The organism is Legionella cherrii, assembly GCF_900635815.1.
In the GTDB taxonomy this organism is placed as follows: domain Bacteria; phylum Pseudomonadota; class Gammaproteobacteria; order Legionellales; family Legionellaceae; genus Legionella; species Legionella cherrii.
In genome coordinates this window covers 1,960,534-1,977,903 of sequence record NZ_LR134173.1, presented here as the reverse complement: position 1 = coordinate 1,977,903, position 17,370 = coordinate 1,960,534, and the positions used below count along the sequence as shown (strand labels likewise).

The following is a 17,370-nucleotide window of genomic DNA, read 5'->3' as shown; positions in this document are numbered from 1 at the left end:
GTGTATTCTAAAGATGTAAAAAAGATTAGCAGGTCTTATGAAGGGGAAGACTTATTCAAAGCTGCAAAATGCGGTGATTTAGAAGAAGTTGAAAAAATTCTTAATGCGCAACCAGAGCTGTATACCTACCGCAAACAAAGTCTGGATAAACAAGGCCACAAATCAACGGCACTACATTTTTCTTTATTGTTTAAACAGGATAAGTTAGCAGAAATGCTATTGAAACATCCTGATAGTAAAAAGATTATTAATACAACCAATGGTGCTGGAGAGGCCATTTTACAACTTATTGTCAAATTGAATAATGAAGCCACTTTAAAGTTAGCAAAATTAGCCCTGGATGTTCAAGGCATTGATGTCAATCATACTTCTCATGATAGCTATCACTTTCAAACAGCCTTATCTTTAGCTTGTCTTGTTGGCCGCACAAAAACTGTGGATATGGATATGGTTCGTTTGCTGCTCAAACGAGGAGCTGATCCCAATTGCATTATAGGTAATCTGCAAGTTGCCGAGTTATTTCCATTACTCAATCATTTAGCCTTACAGTTAAAGTATGCTGATGAAAAGAACATCAAGATCCTCAATGAGTTGATGCTTCTTTTAATTGAAAATGGAGCTGACCCAACTAGGCGCGGCTGCGATGGTCAGACTTTTTTTGACGTTGTTATTGGCTATAATATTGAGTCAAAAGTAATGCCAACAATCAAGAAGCATTTTCAACACCTATGGAAAGAAAGTTCACCTGAGGAACTAGAAAAAGCAGCTGCGCTCTTCAGAGCTTCTCTGCCTTTTGCTCCCTGGACCAGAGCTGCTGATTACAGCCCTACCTGGGAAACTCTAGGGTTACTGGTGACTTTGAAAAAAGAACGCAGAGCTGCAAAGCAATCTGACCACGATTGCACCGTACTTTATGGCAAAGAACAACTTGAATCATTTCTTAAATTTGCAAAAATGCGTTTTGAAGCGACGAAACAACCGTTTCAAACCCAGTTTATAATGAGTCCGCGAGATTCAACAAGCAATCATGTGGCTAATGGGCAGTTGAATTATGATGAGCATGGAAAAGTAAACGTCTTTTGGGTAGATACATTGGGACATGATGAATCCAGTACCAGGGAAAATAATGCAGCTGTGGGGGCAATAATCCATAAACATTTACCTGGAGCCACACTCTACACCACAGATATACAAATGCAATTTACGATTTCCGGGTGTGATAATTTCGTTTTATATATTTCCGAAAGACTGTCTGCTGCAGCACTAAAAAACAGGGATTTGTTTGGTGATTTAAAAAAAATACATGAACACCATAAAATAGAAAGCGAAGGATTCCGGGTTATCCCTTGGGCCAAAATTCCTGCTTATACTGGATTGCCCAAAATTATCCAATCTGCGTCCCGTCCAGAACAACGTATTAAAGAAGCATTAGAGGAAGATAAAAATACCTTCAATAAGAAAAATGAAAATTACCAGCAAGAAATGCAACGTCGCTTGGTGGAGCATCAGGGTAAAAAAGTCAATACCTATTATGAAGTAAACCGCCAAAAATTTGGAATCCATCTAAAAAAAGCCTATGAAGAAGATTATGATTCGCTGAATGAAAAAAGTCTGCTTGCCTTCACGGACTTAATCAATAGAGTGCCTATAGATGTTTTGGCAAGAGAGTTAGGCATTGAATGGGCACAGAACGGTGATGAATGGGAGATTGTTGTGCCACAGCAATATCAAGGCCCCTATTTAGCTGACCTTAAGGGTACTCTACCCGAATTGATAAAAAAACTGGATAACGCCTATGAAGAGATTGCTGCGGATACCTACGCCATGCAAAAGCCTTATTTTTACTTTTACTATGCAGCAATTCGGGTGTGCAGAGCGATGCTGACTAGCTTAGCGGAAGAAAACCAACAACAGAAAAACACTCAAGAAAAAGCAAGTCTGAAACGCGATGTTGAACTAGACTATCTTGGTGAAAAAGAATCGGATTTAAGTCCCTGCCAAGGATCAGTAGATAATCTATTACTCGGAGAAGAAAAAAAATTTGACCAAACGCGACAACATACAAGATTCTCTTTGGCCTCCCCCCTTAATGAGGTAGAGAAACAGCAGTTACTCGCCAATCTGGAACAGTTAAGCGACCAAAAAAATTGGAAATTGAATCAAAATAACGGTTTGGTCGCTGTGCTTGAAGTCCCGACTCTGATGGAGGCATGTATAATCACTGAAAGACTACAAGCAACGAATGCGATGAATGTGGTTCAAAGCCAACGTCAGGATAATAAGTTACCCGTAATAAAATGTGATCAAATTAACTGTAAAAGGTTAAATGAATTGGCATCGTCTTACGCTTCTTTACCTTCGGCGGCTGAATTGTGCAGCAAAGGCATCTGATTTTTATAGATTATTTAAGGGCAGGATCAATTTTTTACTTATAAATTACCCTAAAAACCAGCAATGAATGAAGGGCTTTAATGCCCTACACCCCATACATCCCCATAGAAATTTGCTGCACCCATTGTTCACGATTTGGTGTGATATTATATACAGGGACCTTATAGACTTTCTCACAAAGATAATTGGCCGCCTCGCTATTGTTTTAGTAGGTCCAATACCTACCGTTTGCACAAATCTTTAATTTTAAAATGAGGCTAACCCTTCGGACGCCCTGCCCCTGTTCTTTTTCCGCCTCGTGGTGACATAATGACTCTTTTTTTGAATTGCGTACAATTATCATAGACGCAAGAAAAGAAACTGTAAATCCCATCTCAAAGCGACACGGAACGAAATCAATACTAAGTCTTCGAGAATATTAAGACCATTTCTTTTAAAATTTTTTACTTAGATAATGGCTCCATCGCCAATGGATAGTCAAAATCAGCCCTATTCATTAAGGTAGTGACACTATACCCTTCCAAATCTTCATAAGGATAAGGTTTCATTAACGCCGTTAATTGCGCTTTATCACATTGAGTGTTATTAAGCCAAATAGATTGAGCTTCTTCATCCAAAATAACAGGCATCCGATGATGCACTGGTTGCATAAGTGGATTGGCATCAGTTGTAATAAGACAACATGAATGAATCACCTCATCATTGTCTTGCCAGGTATCCCAAAGAGCAGCTACGGCCAGCAAATCATGATTCTTTTTTTGAAAAAAATAAGGTTGTTTTGCTCCACCCTCCTGGTGCCATTCATAAAAACCACTCATGGGCATTAAACAACGTTTGGATTTCATCGGCTGACGAAATGCAGGTTTTTCAAAAAGGGTTTCAGCACGTGCATTGAAAAGGCTTCCTATTTTTTTTCGGTCTTTAGTCCAAGAAGGAATAAGTCCCCAGCGCAATAACACACTTTGAATTTCATAAGCTTTGGTTTCCACTAGACACACTACCTCAGACCCTGGAGCAATATTAAATCGAGGGGTAATTTCAATCGAATTGGAGAGATGAAATTGGTATTTTAACTTGTCATAAGAAGCTATATAAGCAAATCGGCCACACATCATGTTCTCAACTATTTACTTAAAGTGTAGTACCAGTTCATTTTTCTTGTATATTGATAAGAAAGACACATTGGTAAAGGATGAGTCATCTGATTAACTTCTAAATTGTACACGGGGTTTGACAGACTATAAACAGACTTATCCACAGAAAATGTGAATAACTTAAATGAAAATGCGGAGATTTAAAAATGATATAAATCAGACATAGTAAGGGTTCTTATATGTTGCTGATTAATGATTCATTATTTGGTAAAATAGATATCCACAGACAAGGATAAGAAAAAAGAATTTAGACATCGCTATGTTATACAAATAAAAAATAAAAAAACAGTCTTGACTCGAACTATTTTTCTTTTTTATTTTCCCCGATGCTTGGTTTGATCTCTTAAAATCTTTAAGACCCGAATGGTAATAGACCTATAGTTTTAATAAACATTCCCGAGCTTATTTTTTCATTATTGAGGGGCTATTACAGGTGAATAATCGTGTTCAAGGGATTTTTCTTGACCAAATGGCGATTTTAGGGAATTTTTCTCGCAGTAAGAGTTAATTTCTGCCTTACTTCCCATTAAATAATGACCTTTACCATCAGAAAAAGCATAATTGTCTTTATTGACCTCTTGCTCTAAGAATGCACGACCTTTACTTGCCTGTTGTTGGAAAAAAACATTTGCTGTTGCTTTGTCTGGAAAGTACATACAATCACCCCTAACATTTTCCTTACCAAATTGTTTTTCAAAATCTGCAATTATATCAGCAAGTACATTCTCACCTACTGATTTGGGTTTAAATGATGGAGTAGGTTTATACATTTTTTGTAATGTTTCTACTGAAGGAAGTTGATCCACTCCCTCTTCATCGGATAGCCTTGTGCGCAGCCGTTCAAATGCTTGTCGCTCCACAAGGCTTAATTGTTGCTGTTGCGCTTTAATCATTAAAGCCGCTTCTTGTTCATTAATGATTTTTTTTAATTCTTCAAGTGTCTTAGTCATAAAATAATACCATTCAACTTCATTTACTTGAAAAGTGTACATCAAAAAAGAAAAATAAAAGCGGACTCACTCGATATTTTCATTTCTTTTACAAATTGACTTGTTTTATGACTAATGTAGGGTATATCGATAACATTCCAGGGTAGATTTTTTATTTATTATTCTATCATCAATCTAGTTTTGTCTAGAAAAGCAAGATTAAAAGCAATGTTTTTTTTTAGTACACGTGTTAGATTTATTTCGTAAACAAATTGATGAAAATATCCTTAAAATAATCTATAGAAGCAATAGCACCAGGGCTTATGTAAGTTCCATTTTGGAACTCACTGCCAGAGACTTATTTGCTACGCTCTGCGTACCAAATCTCAAATCATTCGATTTAAGTCTTATCGAGATTTAAAAAATAACGAGTCGCTTTAAGTTCGCCAGTTCGTTTGAGAATATCCTTTTTAACCAAGTCGTTTAGATCCCTGGTTGTTGTAGCGATCGGTGCGCCTGTTATACTCATATAATTTTTAGCACTTAAACCACCTACGAATCCATCTGGCCCCGCATGAAATAATCTCAATAAAACCTTTTCTTGCCTTGGATTAATTTTCCCTTCCGCTTCCCTTAAAATAACAGCCTTCTTAATAATAAAATCAATATACAAATAAGTGCTTTCTTGCGCTTCCAGAGCGATGTTGGCAAACCAGATCAACCAAGAAGTTAGGTCTAAGGTTTTACTTGCCAAACCTAACTGCTGATAATATTCCTTTCTCTTTTTTAATAATATTTTTGCCAATACCGTCATTACTGGTTTTGAAAATCCTTGCGATAAGGCTTTTTCTGCTATAGCTCGCCCTATTCTTCCATTTCCATCTTCAAAAGGATGGATACTCTCAAACCATAAATGAGCTATTCCTGCTCGGGTTAATGTGGGTAAAGGAGCAGAACCGGTGAGAGAGCTCCGTTCAAACCAATTAATAAATTGCTCCATTTCGTCCGGAACACAGTGCGAAGGAGGCGCTTCAAAATGGATTTTTCGATCATAATCAGGCCCAGAAACAATTCGCATCGCCTCTTCATGCTTACGATAGTAAGCAATATGTTCCAAATGATGGCTATTACCCATTAAAAATTGATGCCATTCAAATAAAACCTGATGTGTTAGTGGACTAGAAATCGTTTGGTATAAATTAACCATCATTTTAGCGATCCCACGTTCTGCCAAGCTCGCTCTAGGAATTTCTGTAGACAAGCCTAACTCTTTTTTTATGGAGGATTGAACGCTATCTCTGTTTAAATGCTCGCCCTCAATTTCAGAGCTATCCAAAGCATCAGTACACATTAAATCGATAAATAAATTTTGCTTACCCTCTTGAGAAATATGTTGGGAGGAACCAATAATAATACCCGCACCCTCAGTAAAAGACTGTTCAAACACAATTAATTTATCGGAGTCCCAAGTAAAATTAGGCCAATTCTCAAGCTGCCAATTCCATTTCATGATGAATAACCTCATCTTTTATTAATCAATATATAGCATATTAATGATTAATAAATTATGATTTTATTAATCAACAATAATTTCTTTATAAGTTTAGTGAATTTTAATTTTAGAGAGAGTAATCAAAAAAATATAAAAAATTCTGTTAATTAGCGATCCTCAAATTAGAAATTACCCAGTTAACCTACTAATAAACCAGGTAAATAAGATCGCAAAATTAAAACAATTTTCAGGATAAGGGTTACTAATTGTTTGTTTTGGTGTTTGAATTAGTTTTATTTTCATCCAAAGGTTGAGTACATTTGCAACGAGCATTTCCGTGTTCATCGCAATAACAACCGCATCCTTTACCGGGGCAGTCAATTTCATCTGAAGACTTTGCACCTTTACAGTTGTCTACGTTGCAATCATCGGCAAACAAAATGGCTGGAGTAAAGATTGTGAAACAAATGGATGAAAAAAGTAACAGTGATTTAATAAGGTTGTTCATTAATAATACTCCTTTCCTTAATCCTTAAGTCAGAAGATACAGATTGCAGAGCGAAGATCAGATACATCCGGTAGTAAGTATAGTATATTTTTTCAATATTGATTTCATAGGACGAAGCACTTTCGAGATGCTAGTGATTTTGCAGCAAACCAGAGTGGATGATCCTTTTCCCCAATTAACCTATTGATTTTATTACAACTGCTAGTTAACCTTGCTGTCCCCAAGTGGAGCATGGTTATTAAATGACACTAGCAAAAAACTGATCAATGGTCATTGAAAAATCACAAGATTAGATTGAGCAAATCATTGCATCGGTGCAATCATCAAACTCATCTTAGGGTACAAAACTTTTTATCATTGGGTGTATTAACCTGGCCTCTTGGATTTCGAGGGCATTGGTCGAGAATTTTAAACATGACAACTCAACTCTTTTTATATTTGGTTCCTCCTGGTTGGCGTTTACTTAAAGCAGCAAGCACTTTAATTGATTCTGGCTTTTTGCTCGTCAATTATTTTAAAAAGTCCCATATTGTTTTCATTTAATATTTCGCAAAGTGATTTGATAGAAATCTAATGTTGGGTCTCAACCCAACCTACGCTTGCTCATAAAATCCCAACTAGACCTAATATCTTTCTCTGGATATAACCAATTTTCATTTGAGGAAGTTATATATCTTTGGACGTTTGCTTTTATAATTGATTTTTGATACTTCAATTTCATTGAACTCTCTAGATAATATGAAATTAACAGTACTAACTAAGGTTTTTCTTATGAGCTTTCTGATCTATCGATTAAACTGAAAGACATTAAAAATTTTATATACAATTAAGGAAGTTATGGATGTACACGAGACACTATTTAGTAGATGCATTAATTAAAGCTATTAAAGAAAATAACTACGAGGATGTGATAGACCTGGTGAAGTTAATCAATGAACGATCGCCGGCTTCTTTATTTGCTTGTGATGATGACAATAAAACGCTTTTACATCTTGCCTTAGCAACTGGTAATGAGGAACTATCTAACTTTTTATTTAATGAAATGAAAAATAATAAAGTGATTTATACAAAAGACCATGAATTAAGAACGGTTTTTTGGTATGCAGCAAAAGATTCATTTTGCGATATTTTTATTAAGCTACTAAATCAGGCAAAAAAGGACGAGCAACAAACTTTGATTTTTGCATGTGACCTATATAAATCTTCACTTTTACATAAAACAGCTTCGCTTGGTCAGCATAAAATCATAGATATTTTATTTCATCATGTCATTTCAGATAAAGATAATGAATTTATTAATCAGGCAGATGATGATGGTAATACAGCATTGCATAAATGCTATCTGGCACTATTGGATTGCAGGAAAGATCAACCAATAGATGAGGAGTCAATAAAAAATTACGTTCAGATCATAGCAATACTATTTGAAAATGGAGCAGACCTACATCTTTTCAATAATGAAAATATCACACCATTTATGTTGCATTGCCAACTTCCTATCACCGATCAAGAACATATTTTGCTTCGTCTTAAAAGCAGAGAGAGGGCACAATTTTTACGTGCTTATGCTCAGTTATTCGAAGAACAAAAAGACAAATATGATGCCATGGAAAAAAGTATTTATATACGATATAGCGGAACTCTTAGCTTGTTCGAGTTAGTAAAAGCCAATTATTTATGTAATCCAAGAATGACTCCAAGGGCATTATATCTGCAAAGTGTGAGCGTACCAAAAGATCAAATATTATCATATGAAGCTAGGGGATATGCTTTTATCGAGTCAGATCAAAGATCTCTTGAATCAGAAAAAGGTAAAGAAATAGTTGAAGATCGTGGTGATAAAAATGACGAAGACTTTGTCTTAATGATAGGACAAGAAGTCATCCCTGACTCCATATTAGTGGAGATGCCGCGAGCGTTCAAAGATCATTTAAAATCAGACAGAAATCTGAATACTGTAGCAAGGAGCAATATTTCGAAAGCCTTTCCTTCATCTGCAATCACTTATCACTACCAACATTCAAATAATGATAGGATTGTTTTGAATTGCTTGATTAAGCAGATGGAAGATTATTTAGCTGACTTACAAAGACGCACTCCACAAGCTGATCCATGTTTTAGGGCGGCAACAATCAGTATGTCAGGTGGATCTATTTGTTGTTCACTAGTCATTATATTATATTTTATTTATCGTGCTGTTGATGCCTACCAATATTTGGAATCTCATAAAGAAGTGCTTGACTATGAAACAAGAGGATATTATAGAGAGCAGGTTGACTTATACGGGGCTCTTGTAATATTGACACCTTGGCTTCTTCTTATTCCTGTAGTCGGGATATCTGCATGCTCTGCTAATTTTTGGAATATAGAAAAAAAGATTTCAAATCTTGAATATCAACGCTTTATTCAAAGATTGGAGCTCATTTCGAATAAGCTGGCTGATATGCAAGGGGTTCACGCCTCAATTCATCATGAAGTTCACGTGCAATTATTGCAAGATATTGGCTTGTTAAAACAGGATCAGTACCTGGATGATACCATTAATATATTTACGCGTTGTATTGAGGCATTAAAGGTAATACGACGAGACGTAACAAATAATGAAAAATTATCAGCATATTCAATTTTTTCACGTAGGGAAATTGTTATTACTGTAAATGAAAGTACACCGTTACAACATTTTCCCCAATCCAGATTAACTTATGGAACAATGTAAATACTTTGTAACTAGGCAGCAAAACAGCAAGCGTAGGTCGGGCGCTTCGCCCGACATTTCATTAACTCATGTTGTTTTGACTATAGAATACGTTAGGAGAGTTTATCTAACCATTTTGATTTGAGGATGCGATGAAGAAAAGTGAAGTGCCGGGCGAAGCGCCCGACCTACGCTTGCTTACAATGAGGATTATTTAGAGAAATTCTTGTAACTTATTGATTTTACAATGCCGCTGGGAAGAATCGAACTCCCGACCTTTTGATTACGAAACAATTTTTTATTGATATCAACCAGTATTAAAAAAACTCAAAACACCCCATAAATCCTTGCCAGCTAATAACTTTATCGTTATTATCAGTATCAAAGAGTTATCATTATTTTCATGTAAGAACAGTAAAAAGTACCCACTAAAGTACCCATTGAATATTAATTAGGACTATTCATGATTAACTTTACAGACACCTTTATTAAGAGGATAAAACCTCAAGAGAAAAGAGTGGAAAAATTTGAAGGTGGAGGGTTTGGTATTTTAATTTATCCAGCCGGAACAAAAAGCTGGATCTATCGCTATAAGATCAATAATAAGAAAGATTATATTATCTTCGGCCATTATCCTAATATGGGACTCGCTGAAGCCAGAAAGCGCTTTGGTGAGTTAAGAGAAATACGCCGAACTGGAACTAATCCCAAACTACTTATTGAGCAGGAACTAAATAGAGAAAAGTATACCGTCGCAAAGCTTGTAACGTCATGGTATGAGAATTATGTTGAAAAAAACCGTAAGCAGCCACTCCAAATTAAATATCAAATTGAGGCCGATATCATTCCCCTTCTTGGCGATTTAGAATTGGAAAAAATACAACCATTAGACATTTCAATGGCTTTGGATATTATCGTTAAACGTGGGGCTCCTATTCTTGCCAATCGGATCTTGAGTACATTAAAACAGTTATTTAATTACGCTGTGAGCAGAGGTAGAATGCAACAAAACCCTGCTACCCATATACGTGCACGTGATATCGGTGGGCCTGAAAAACCTCGAGAACGTTATCTCACCCTAGATGAAATTAACAAGATTTGGCATTTTTTGAACAGCGATTTATGCCATATGTCTTTGCAAACAAAAAATGCGATCAAAATAATAATCCTTACTGGAGTTAGATCCGCTGAAATTCGACTAGCAGAGTGGAAAAATATTGATTTTGACAATTCACTATGGACAATCCCTCCCGAACATACCAAAGGTGCAGTAACAGTTAAAATTCATTTAACCAATTTAACTAAATCAATATTTGAAGAATTGAAAAGCGTGACCACCTCATTATTTGTCTTACCTGGTTTGATCGAGAATCAACCTCTTGATAAACATGCTCTTCCTAGAGCAATCAGAAGAATCCAAACGCGAATAGGGATACCTGAGTGGACTGCTCATGATCTACGCCGTACTTTTGCCACACAATTGGGTGAGTCTTTACATGTAGACCCTGTTGTAATTGAAAAATGTTTAGGACATAAGATGCCTAAAATTATGGCAACCTATAACAAGAATGAAATGCTCCCCCAGAGAAAAGAGGCTCTGGAGAAATGGGCTATATGCATTCAAGAATGCATTGGATATAATTCTGAAGTCACAGTCGCTTTACAAAAACGTGATCAAGAATGTATAATTTAGATAACATAACCGCCACGCCTAGAGAGTTTCGGCTCTTGCGTAACCTTGGCGGTTTTTTTATATGTGCGCTATGACCACAAAAACAAAAATAAAATACCTCAAGCCCGCCCTTAGTTTTCAGGAACAACTGGAACAATTAAAAGATCGTGGACTAATCGTCAATAATGAAGAAGAAGCCTTAATTACTTTATCCAATATTAGTTACTACCGTTTGAGTGCGTATTGGATACCTTTCAAAAAAAGAGATAAACAAGGAAACCTCCTTAATCAGTTTCAAGATAATATTTTCTTTGAAAACATCATCGAGCTATACGAGTTTGATAGGAAGTTAAGGCTCCATATTATGGATGCCTTAGAACGCATCGAAATATCGATAAGAACACATATCACCTACCATCTGGCCCATCATTATGGTGCATTTGCTCTAGAGAAAAGCGAAAATTTTCATAACAAGTTTGAACATAAAACTTGGCTTTTACAGATACAAAACGAAATCATTCGCTCCAAAGAACCCTTTATAGAACATTTTATGGATAAATATGAAGGCTTCCCTACCCTTCCCGTTTGGATGGCAACCGAAGTTACGTCTTTCGGTTCACTTTCATTTTTATATAAAGGCTTAAAAAATGAAGATAAACGAGTAATTGCTGAAACCCAATATAATTTGCATCCCAAAACATTGGCTAATTTCCTGCATTTTCTAACTTACGTCCGAAATATATGCGCACACCACGGTAGACTTTGGAATAAAGAACTTGCAATTAGGCCAAAATTGGATGGACTTGATCAAGCATGGCTTCCACCCATAACCCCAAGAAGTGATCGTTCCTTTTTTATTCTACTTATCCTTAAATACTTATTGAACCATTCTGATAAAACTCAACAGTGGGCAAAATCCTATGAAGAGCTAATTCTTCCAATATTGGCGAAATATAAATGGAGTGCAAGCTCAATGGGGATACCAAATAATTGGCAAAATCATCTTCTGTGGAATTAATGAATAATTTTTTTCACACAAAGGATAATTTTAAATCCAAATGAGCAACTTATGCATTTCGTATAGATGGAATTAAATGCATCATTGATGTAATATTGCGCACTCGATCAAATTTAGATCAAAACACTCTTAACTCCTAAAAATACAGATATGGAATTGTGAGACAAGAATTTCTATGGGTTTGATGTTGTGTAATCAACATCCAAGATAAAACAAACGAGCTAAAGGTTTGAGGTCATTAATGCAAAATTACTCCAATGCGGATGTCGATGAGTCTATTCAACAAGTAACTACTCCTAGAACTATAGAACAGGAACGCTTTTTATCTCTTATTGAATTTGCTCAGCAATCTGCTCGTTTAAAACTTAACCCAATCAAAGATGTCAGTAAGCATGGAATATTTCAACGTTTTGAGCATGAATTAATTGCTTTACCAGGAGTGCATTTCGACACGAGTGAAGACGAGCAAGATGAAGTATGGTTACGAATTGAAAGATTAATCGAAACATCACCACCAATACCGGAAGATGATCGATTAATCGTATGGTTAGATATATCAAATAAAGCTGAAACAGAACCTCAGTTAAAAAAAGCTGTTGAGTCAGATAAAATTTATGACTCTATCGATCCTGGTACTGAGAATTCACAAAAACAACAGAATATAATTCTTTTATCTGAATATGAAGATCGCGATACTATAGAAACTCTCTTTCAAAATTACATTAAAAATCAATGGACTATTTGGTCAACCGAAGAAAAAAAACGTAGACTTACAATCAAATTATATTCTGAGCTTTTTACACTGAAACAACAACTTGAAGGAGCAATTACCGATACACAAATTGAATTAGTATGGGGAATTGGACTTGGTATATGGAAAAGAACAGAATTCAATATTAGATATCCTCTCATTACTCAGTCGGCTGAAATTTCATTAAATCAAAAAGATATGGCCATAGAAATTCGTCCAAGGCGATCTGTCGAGCCAGTTTTTGAAATTGATGTGTATATGTCTATAGATAATATAGGGGTAACTGACTTTCAGAAAGCATACAATGATATGATTTCACAGCAATCTCAAGACTTATCTCCATTTGAACGACTTTCATATGAACCACAGTTACAATTGGCAGTTACACATTTGGATTCTAAAGGCGTTTATTGGCCGAACCAAACCAAAGAAGATGACCGCAAACTACCCGAGGCCGGTGAAGAATTAAAAGTTACTGATACATGGATTTTATTTGCCAGACCTCGTAGTAAGAGTCTTTATATTCAAGACTTAGAAAATTTCAAAAAACAATTTAAAGATGAAACTAACCCCGAAATAACAAGCATTATCAAAGAAATTGTCACAGAGCCTTTAAATGAGCATCGAGAGATAAAGCTTACTAACTTTCGAGGCTTATCAACTATCAGCTATTCCTCAACCTCAGAAACTGCGGAAGTTAAAGAATTATTTTTTCCTCTTCCTTTTAACGAAGAGCAAGTAAAAATTGTTCAAAAATTAGAACATTCCAATGGAGTTGTTGTACAAGGTCCTCCGGGTACAGGCAAGACACATACTATCGCAAATATTATTGCTCATTATATGGCAAATGGTAAACGCGTACTTGTTACATCGATGAAAGAACCAGCTCTATCTGTACTAAAAGAAAAACTACCTACTTCAATCCAACCTCTTGCTATTTCGCTTTTAACTAATGAACAGGATGGAATGAAACAGTTTGAGTTTGCAATTTCTAAAATTGCTCAAGAGCTACAGACTATTAATCGTGTTGAATTAGAAAGTGAAATTAGAAATGACGAGATATTTATTGATAAACTTCATGCTCAATTAGCATGGGTCGATCGATCAATTTCAAATTGGGCTATTAATAATATTCAGTCTATCTACATGGATGGTCAAGAGATTCACCCAGAAAAAGCTGCTCAAGAAATAGCTGAAGCAGATGGGGAATTTAATTGGCTTGACGATTTAATTACCATCGCTGATGAAAATAAACCAAGTTTCGATAATACTGACATAGTTCACTTGAGAGAAGCCCGACGTAAATTACAAACAGATCTTATTTATCTTAATAAATCATTACCTAAGCTTGAACAAATTCCGAAACTTAGTACCATTTTAAATTTACATACCAAATTATTAAAAAACAAAACTCTGAAAGAAGAGGTTTTATCTGACAACTCTCTTCAGTTTGTAGACATATCATCAGATATTTCTGTAATTGAATCCGTTCTGCAGTGCATTTATGAGTTGCAAAACCTAAGAAAGCAGATTGACGCTGCAAATAAATCTTGGGTTAAATCATTAGCCCTTTCTTTGAAAAGTACAGATACAGCTCAAATAATAGATATTATCGAAAAAATTTCTGCTGACGTTAATGAATTACATATTGAAAAAAGTTCTTTTTTAGAAAAACCTCTTTCAATACCCAAGGATCTTCAATTAACCGAGGACGTTATTCAAGGAATTGCCAATAAAAGCCAAGATAAGCAACCGTTTGGTATAAGTGGGATATTAACTAAACGATCATTAATTAAAAAAATTGATGAGATTTTTATTTTAAATAAACCAGCCAAGACCAAAGAAGAATGGCTATATATATACCGTTATGTTTTATTTTGTAACCGAACTAATGAACTGATTTTGAGATGGAATTCAGTTGTTACAGGAATGTCAATCTTCACATTAGTTAATGAAGAGCAAGATAACTCTTTAAAACTGATAAAAGAAGATCTGGATATTTATTTAGCAATTAAAAAGAGTAAGGAGCTTGAATCAGAGATTTTAGAACAGTCAGCTTCATTATTACAAAACAACTTATATGATGATCTTTTTGAAAATGATCATCGCTTGCTTGAGTTAGTAGATTTTTTTGAAAAAAATATAAATTACTATCACTCATCAAAAGCCTGGTCCGATAGGGAAAATATCCTCAACAGTACATTTGACTTTAATGGTCCAATTTCAGATGCAATCAGAACATTTCTTTCTGAAACATTGGGTGATCCATCGCTTAACGATATTGAACTACAAAACCAATGGACAAGCTTGATTGAAGAATTACGACGTATTCAAAATCTTAAACCTGCTTTTGATGACGTACAATCCATAACTGATTTAATATCGCAATCTGGCGCGACTCAATGGGCACGAAAGCTCCAGGAAAATCCATTAGAGGGTACAATAGATCATTTACTTCCTGATGATTGGCAACAAGCTTGGCGCCTTCGCCGTTTAGCAAATTACTTTCATTCAATTAATCACTTCGATGAGTTTAAAAAGTTAACATCTCAAAGACATGAGATTGAACGGGAATTAGCAAAAACCTATCAAGATACTGTGGCTAAACGTACATGGTTAAAATTATCCAAGAATGCAACACCAGACATTAGAGCTGCTTTACAGGCATTTCAATCGGCAATTTCAAAAATAGGGAAAGGCACAGGTAAACGAGCAATTCGTTATCGACGTGATGCTAAAAATGCAGCAGCACTAACCAATAAAGCAATACCTTGCTGGATAATGCCTCATTATAGAATTTCTGAATCATTACCTCCCGAACTTGGATGTTTTGATCTCGTTATTATTGACGAAGCCTCCCAATCAGATTTGAGCGCACTCCCGGCTATTCTTCGTGCAAATAAATTACTTGTTGTTGGAGATGATAAACAAGTTTCACCCGATGGTGTTGGTTTAGAAGAAGAAAAGATAAATAATTTAATGGTTCAATATTTAACAAATCAAGTTGAAATATATAGACAAGCCATGTCACCCGAACGATCAATCTATGATCTGTGTAAAGTTGTTTTCGCTGATTCACAAGTTATGTTACGTGAGCATTTTCGTTGTGTAACTCCTATTATTGAATATTCAAAACGTGAATTTTACAACCATGAACTCAAACCATTACGATTACCAACAAAATCAGAACGCCTTGATCCACCATTAGTAGATATTATCATTGAGGATGGCTTCCGTAATAACAAAGAGAATATTGCCGAAGCAAAATTTATTGTTGATGAGATAGATAGAATCTGTGACGACCCAAACATGGCAAACAGGACAATTGGTGTAGTTTCATTGTTAGGTAATGAACAAGCAAGAAAAATATGGGAACTAATTCAACAAAAGATCTCACCCGATAAAATAACAAATCACCAAATTACTTGCGGGGATGCTCTCACGTTCCAAGGTAAAGAACGAAATATTATGTTTTTATCAATGGTTGCTACTCGAGAAAACGTTAAAGCCGATACTCGCGATTCATATGCTCAACGATTTAATGTAGCTGCCTCTCGAGCTCGTGATCGAATGTATTTGGTACGAAGTGTTGAACTACAGGATTTAAGTACCGTGGATCGATTACGGCGTGGTTTGATTGAGCATTTTAATTCGCCTTTTGCTCAGGATGAAATAAAAGTAAAAAATCTTCGTGAACTCTGTGAGTCAGGTTTCGAAATAGAAATCTATGATTTACTGGTTGAACGTGGTTATCGAGTTATTCCTCAAGTAAAAGTCGGAAATTACCGATTGGACATGGTAGTGGAAGGCCATAATGACACACGATTAGCAATAGAGTGTGATGGGGATCGCTACCATGATGCGTCAAAGTGGGAAGACGATATGAATCGGCAAAGAATTCTTGAACGTGCTGGATGGAAATTTTGGAGATGTTTTGCCTCTACATTTGTTTTGAATAAAAAGTCCATTATGCAAGATCTAATTCGTTCATTAACCGAACTCGGCATTGAACCTATTGGAAGTGATGGAGTGATTAATAGTATCCATTGTGAGCAACGCCGCATTAAAGCACTAGCACAGATGGAAACATTAGAGGAATAAAAGATGGGGCGTCTCGGTGAATGAGTTTGATGAGTATGACTGTATTTGTTCATAGGCCACAGAAAGTTGAATAGTAAATTAATTGTTCAAATAAAGATTTTGATGTATCCATTGCTCAATAACATCATAGTGCCAAGATAGTACACTATTATTCAACTTCACAGGCTTAGGGAATTTTCCAGTTGCCCACCATCTCCGTAGCGTCAGTCTGTTTCGGCCAATAATTTGCTCAACATCCCTGATGAACAATATTTGCTGTTTAAATTGATGTCCTCTCATGGTTACTCCTGTATACTCACTCAATCCAATTAATTACTCGTTTCGAGCACTTATTAAATCATAACGAGTATTAACAATCAACAAATGAATGCAATTATTTTTGATAAATTGTCAATCACATTCACGCAATTGTATTGCGCTCTAGAAATATTCAGATCAGAACTTCCCATACAGATTAAAAATCTCTATCTCCAGGAAAAATGAATTTAGAATACAATACACACACACCTATCGCATCACAAAAATATGCATCATATCTATATGATTAATAACTATTTTTTAATTTATTTTGCAAATTAAAAGCAAAAAATGACGGTGAACACATGGTGAAGCAAGTGGTGAAAGAATAATCCTTTACCCTACTGCATTAGAGATTGGTT

General features: G+C 35.6%; 10 protein-coding genes and 1 pseudogene. 5 read left to right on the top strand and 6 right to left on the bottom strand.

Features of this window, described 5'->3' with window-relative positions:
• Positions 1-2,391, top strand: coding sequence for an ankyrin repeat domain-containing protein (locus EL022_RS08460; protein ID WP_028382100.1), 2,391 nt, complete (start codon positions 1-3; stop codon positions 2,389-2,391).
• A gap of 83 nt (positions 2,392-2,474) precedes the next feature.
• Here the strand turns inward: EL022_RS08460 and EL022_RS16340 are convergent.
• The 5 genes and pseudogenes from EL022_RS16340 to EL022_RS08435 form a co-directional block, all read right to left on the bottom strand.
• A pseudogene (locus EL022_RS16340) lies at positions 2,475-2,619 on the bottom strand (Y-family DNA polymerase); the annotation flags it as partial.
• A gap of 215 nt (positions 2,620-2,834) precedes the next feature.
• Positions 2,835-3,503, bottom strand: a complete 669-nt coding sequence (locus tag EL022_RS08450) for an SOS response-associated peptidase (RefSeq protein WP_028382101.1) — start codon at positions 3,501-3,503, stop codon at positions 2,835-2,837.
• Between the two features lie 455 nt (positions 3,504-3,958).
• Positions 3,959-4,495 (bottom strand): hypothetical protein, encoded by a 537-nt coding sequence (locus EL022_RS08445; RefSeq protein ID WP_126325158.1) that lies wholly within the window; start codon positions 4,493-4,495, stop codon positions 3,959-3,961.
• 379 nt (positions 4,496-4,874) lie between these two features.
• Complete coding sequence (locus EL022_RS08440; protein WP_028382104.1) at positions 4,875-5,984, bottom strand: Fic family protein; 1,110 nt, start codon at positions 5,982-5,984, stop codon at positions 4,875-4,877.
• Positions 5,985-6,228: 244 nt separating this feature from the next.
• Positions 6,229-6,474 (bottom strand): hypothetical protein, encoded by a 246-nt coding sequence (locus EL022_RS08435; protein ID WP_028382105.1) that lies wholly within the window; start codon positions 6,472-6,474, stop codon positions 6,229-6,231.
• Positions 6,475-7,315: 841 nt separating this feature from the next.
• Between EL022_RS08435 and EL022_RS08425 the strand changes: the two genes are divergently transcribed.
• From EL022_RS08425 to EL022_RS08410, 4 genes are all read left to right on the top strand, one after another.
• Complete coding sequence (locus EL022_RS08425; protein WP_028382107.1) at positions 7,316-9,190, top strand: ankyrin repeat domain-containing protein; 1,875 nt, start codon at positions 7,316-7,318, stop codon at positions 9,188-9,190.
• Positions 9,191-9,632: 442 nt separating this feature from the next.
• Positions 9,633-10,862, top strand: a complete 1,230-nt coding sequence (locus EL022_RS08420; RefSeq protein WP_028382108.1) for a tyrosine-type recombinase/integrase — start codon at positions 9,633-9,635, stop codon at positions 10,860-10,862.
• A gap of 70 nt (positions 10,863-10,932) precedes the next feature.
• Entirely contained in the window at positions 10,933-11,859 is a 927-nt protein-coding gene (locus EL022_RS08415) for an Abi family protein (RefSeq protein WP_051544513.1), read from the top strand.
• 241 nt (positions 11,860-12,100) lie between these two features.
• On the top strand, positions 12,101-16,711 hold the full coding sequence (locus EL022_RS08410) for an AAA domain-containing protein (RefSeq protein WP_081776912.1): 4,611 nt from the start codon (positions 12,101-12,103) through the stop codon (positions 16,709-16,711).
• 78 nt (positions 16,712-16,789) lie between these two features.
• On the opposite strand, the gene EL022_RS08405 is transcribed toward EL022_RS08410, so the two are convergent.
• A complete protein-coding gene (locus EL022_RS08405) occupies positions 16,790-16,990 on the bottom strand; it encodes a helix-turn-helix transcriptional regulator (protein ID WP_019349809.1) in 201 nt (66 codons plus the stop codon).
• Positions 16,991-17,370: the final 380 nt, after the last annotated feature.

What these genes read in the sequence shown, in the direction of transcription:
- EL022_RS08410 (WP_081776912.1), top strand. Translation starts at nt 12,101, where the DNA reads ATGCAAAATTACTCCAATGCGGATGTCGATGAGTCTATTCAACAAGTA.
- EL022_RS08415 (WP_051544513.1), top strand. Translation starts at nt 10,933, where the DNA reads ATGACCACAAAAACAAAAATAAAATACCTCAAGCCCGCCCTTAGTTTT.
- EL022_RS08445 (WP_126325158.1), bottom strand. Translation starts at nt 4,495, where the DNA reads ATGACTAAGACACTTGAAGAATTAAAAAAAATCATTAATGAACAAGAA.
- EL022_RS08435 (WP_028382105.1), bottom strand. Translation starts at nt 6,474, where the DNA reads ATGAACAACCTTATTAAATCACTGTTACTTTTTTCATCCATTTGTTTC.
- EL022_RS08440 (WP_028382104.1), bottom strand. Translation starts at nt 5,984, where the DNA reads ATGAAATGGAATTGGCAGCTTGAGAATTGGCCTAATTTTACTTGGGAC.
- EL022_RS08425 (WP_028382107.1), top strand. Translation starts at nt 7,316, where the DNA reads ATGTACACGAGACACTATTTAGTAGATGCATTAATTAAAGCTATTAAA.
- EL022_RS08405 (WP_019349809.1), bottom strand. Translation starts at nt 16,990, where the DNA reads ATGAGAGGACATCAATTTAAACAGCAAATATTGTTCATCAGGGATGTT.
- EL022_RS08420 (WP_028382108.1), top strand. Translation starts at nt 9,633, where the DNA reads ATGATTAACTTTACAGACACCTTTATTAAGAGGATAAAACCTCAAGAG.
- EL022_RS08450 (WP_028382101.1), bottom strand. Translation starts at nt 3,503, where the DNA reads ATGTGTGGCCGATTTGCTTATATAGCTTCTTATGACAAGTTAAAATAC.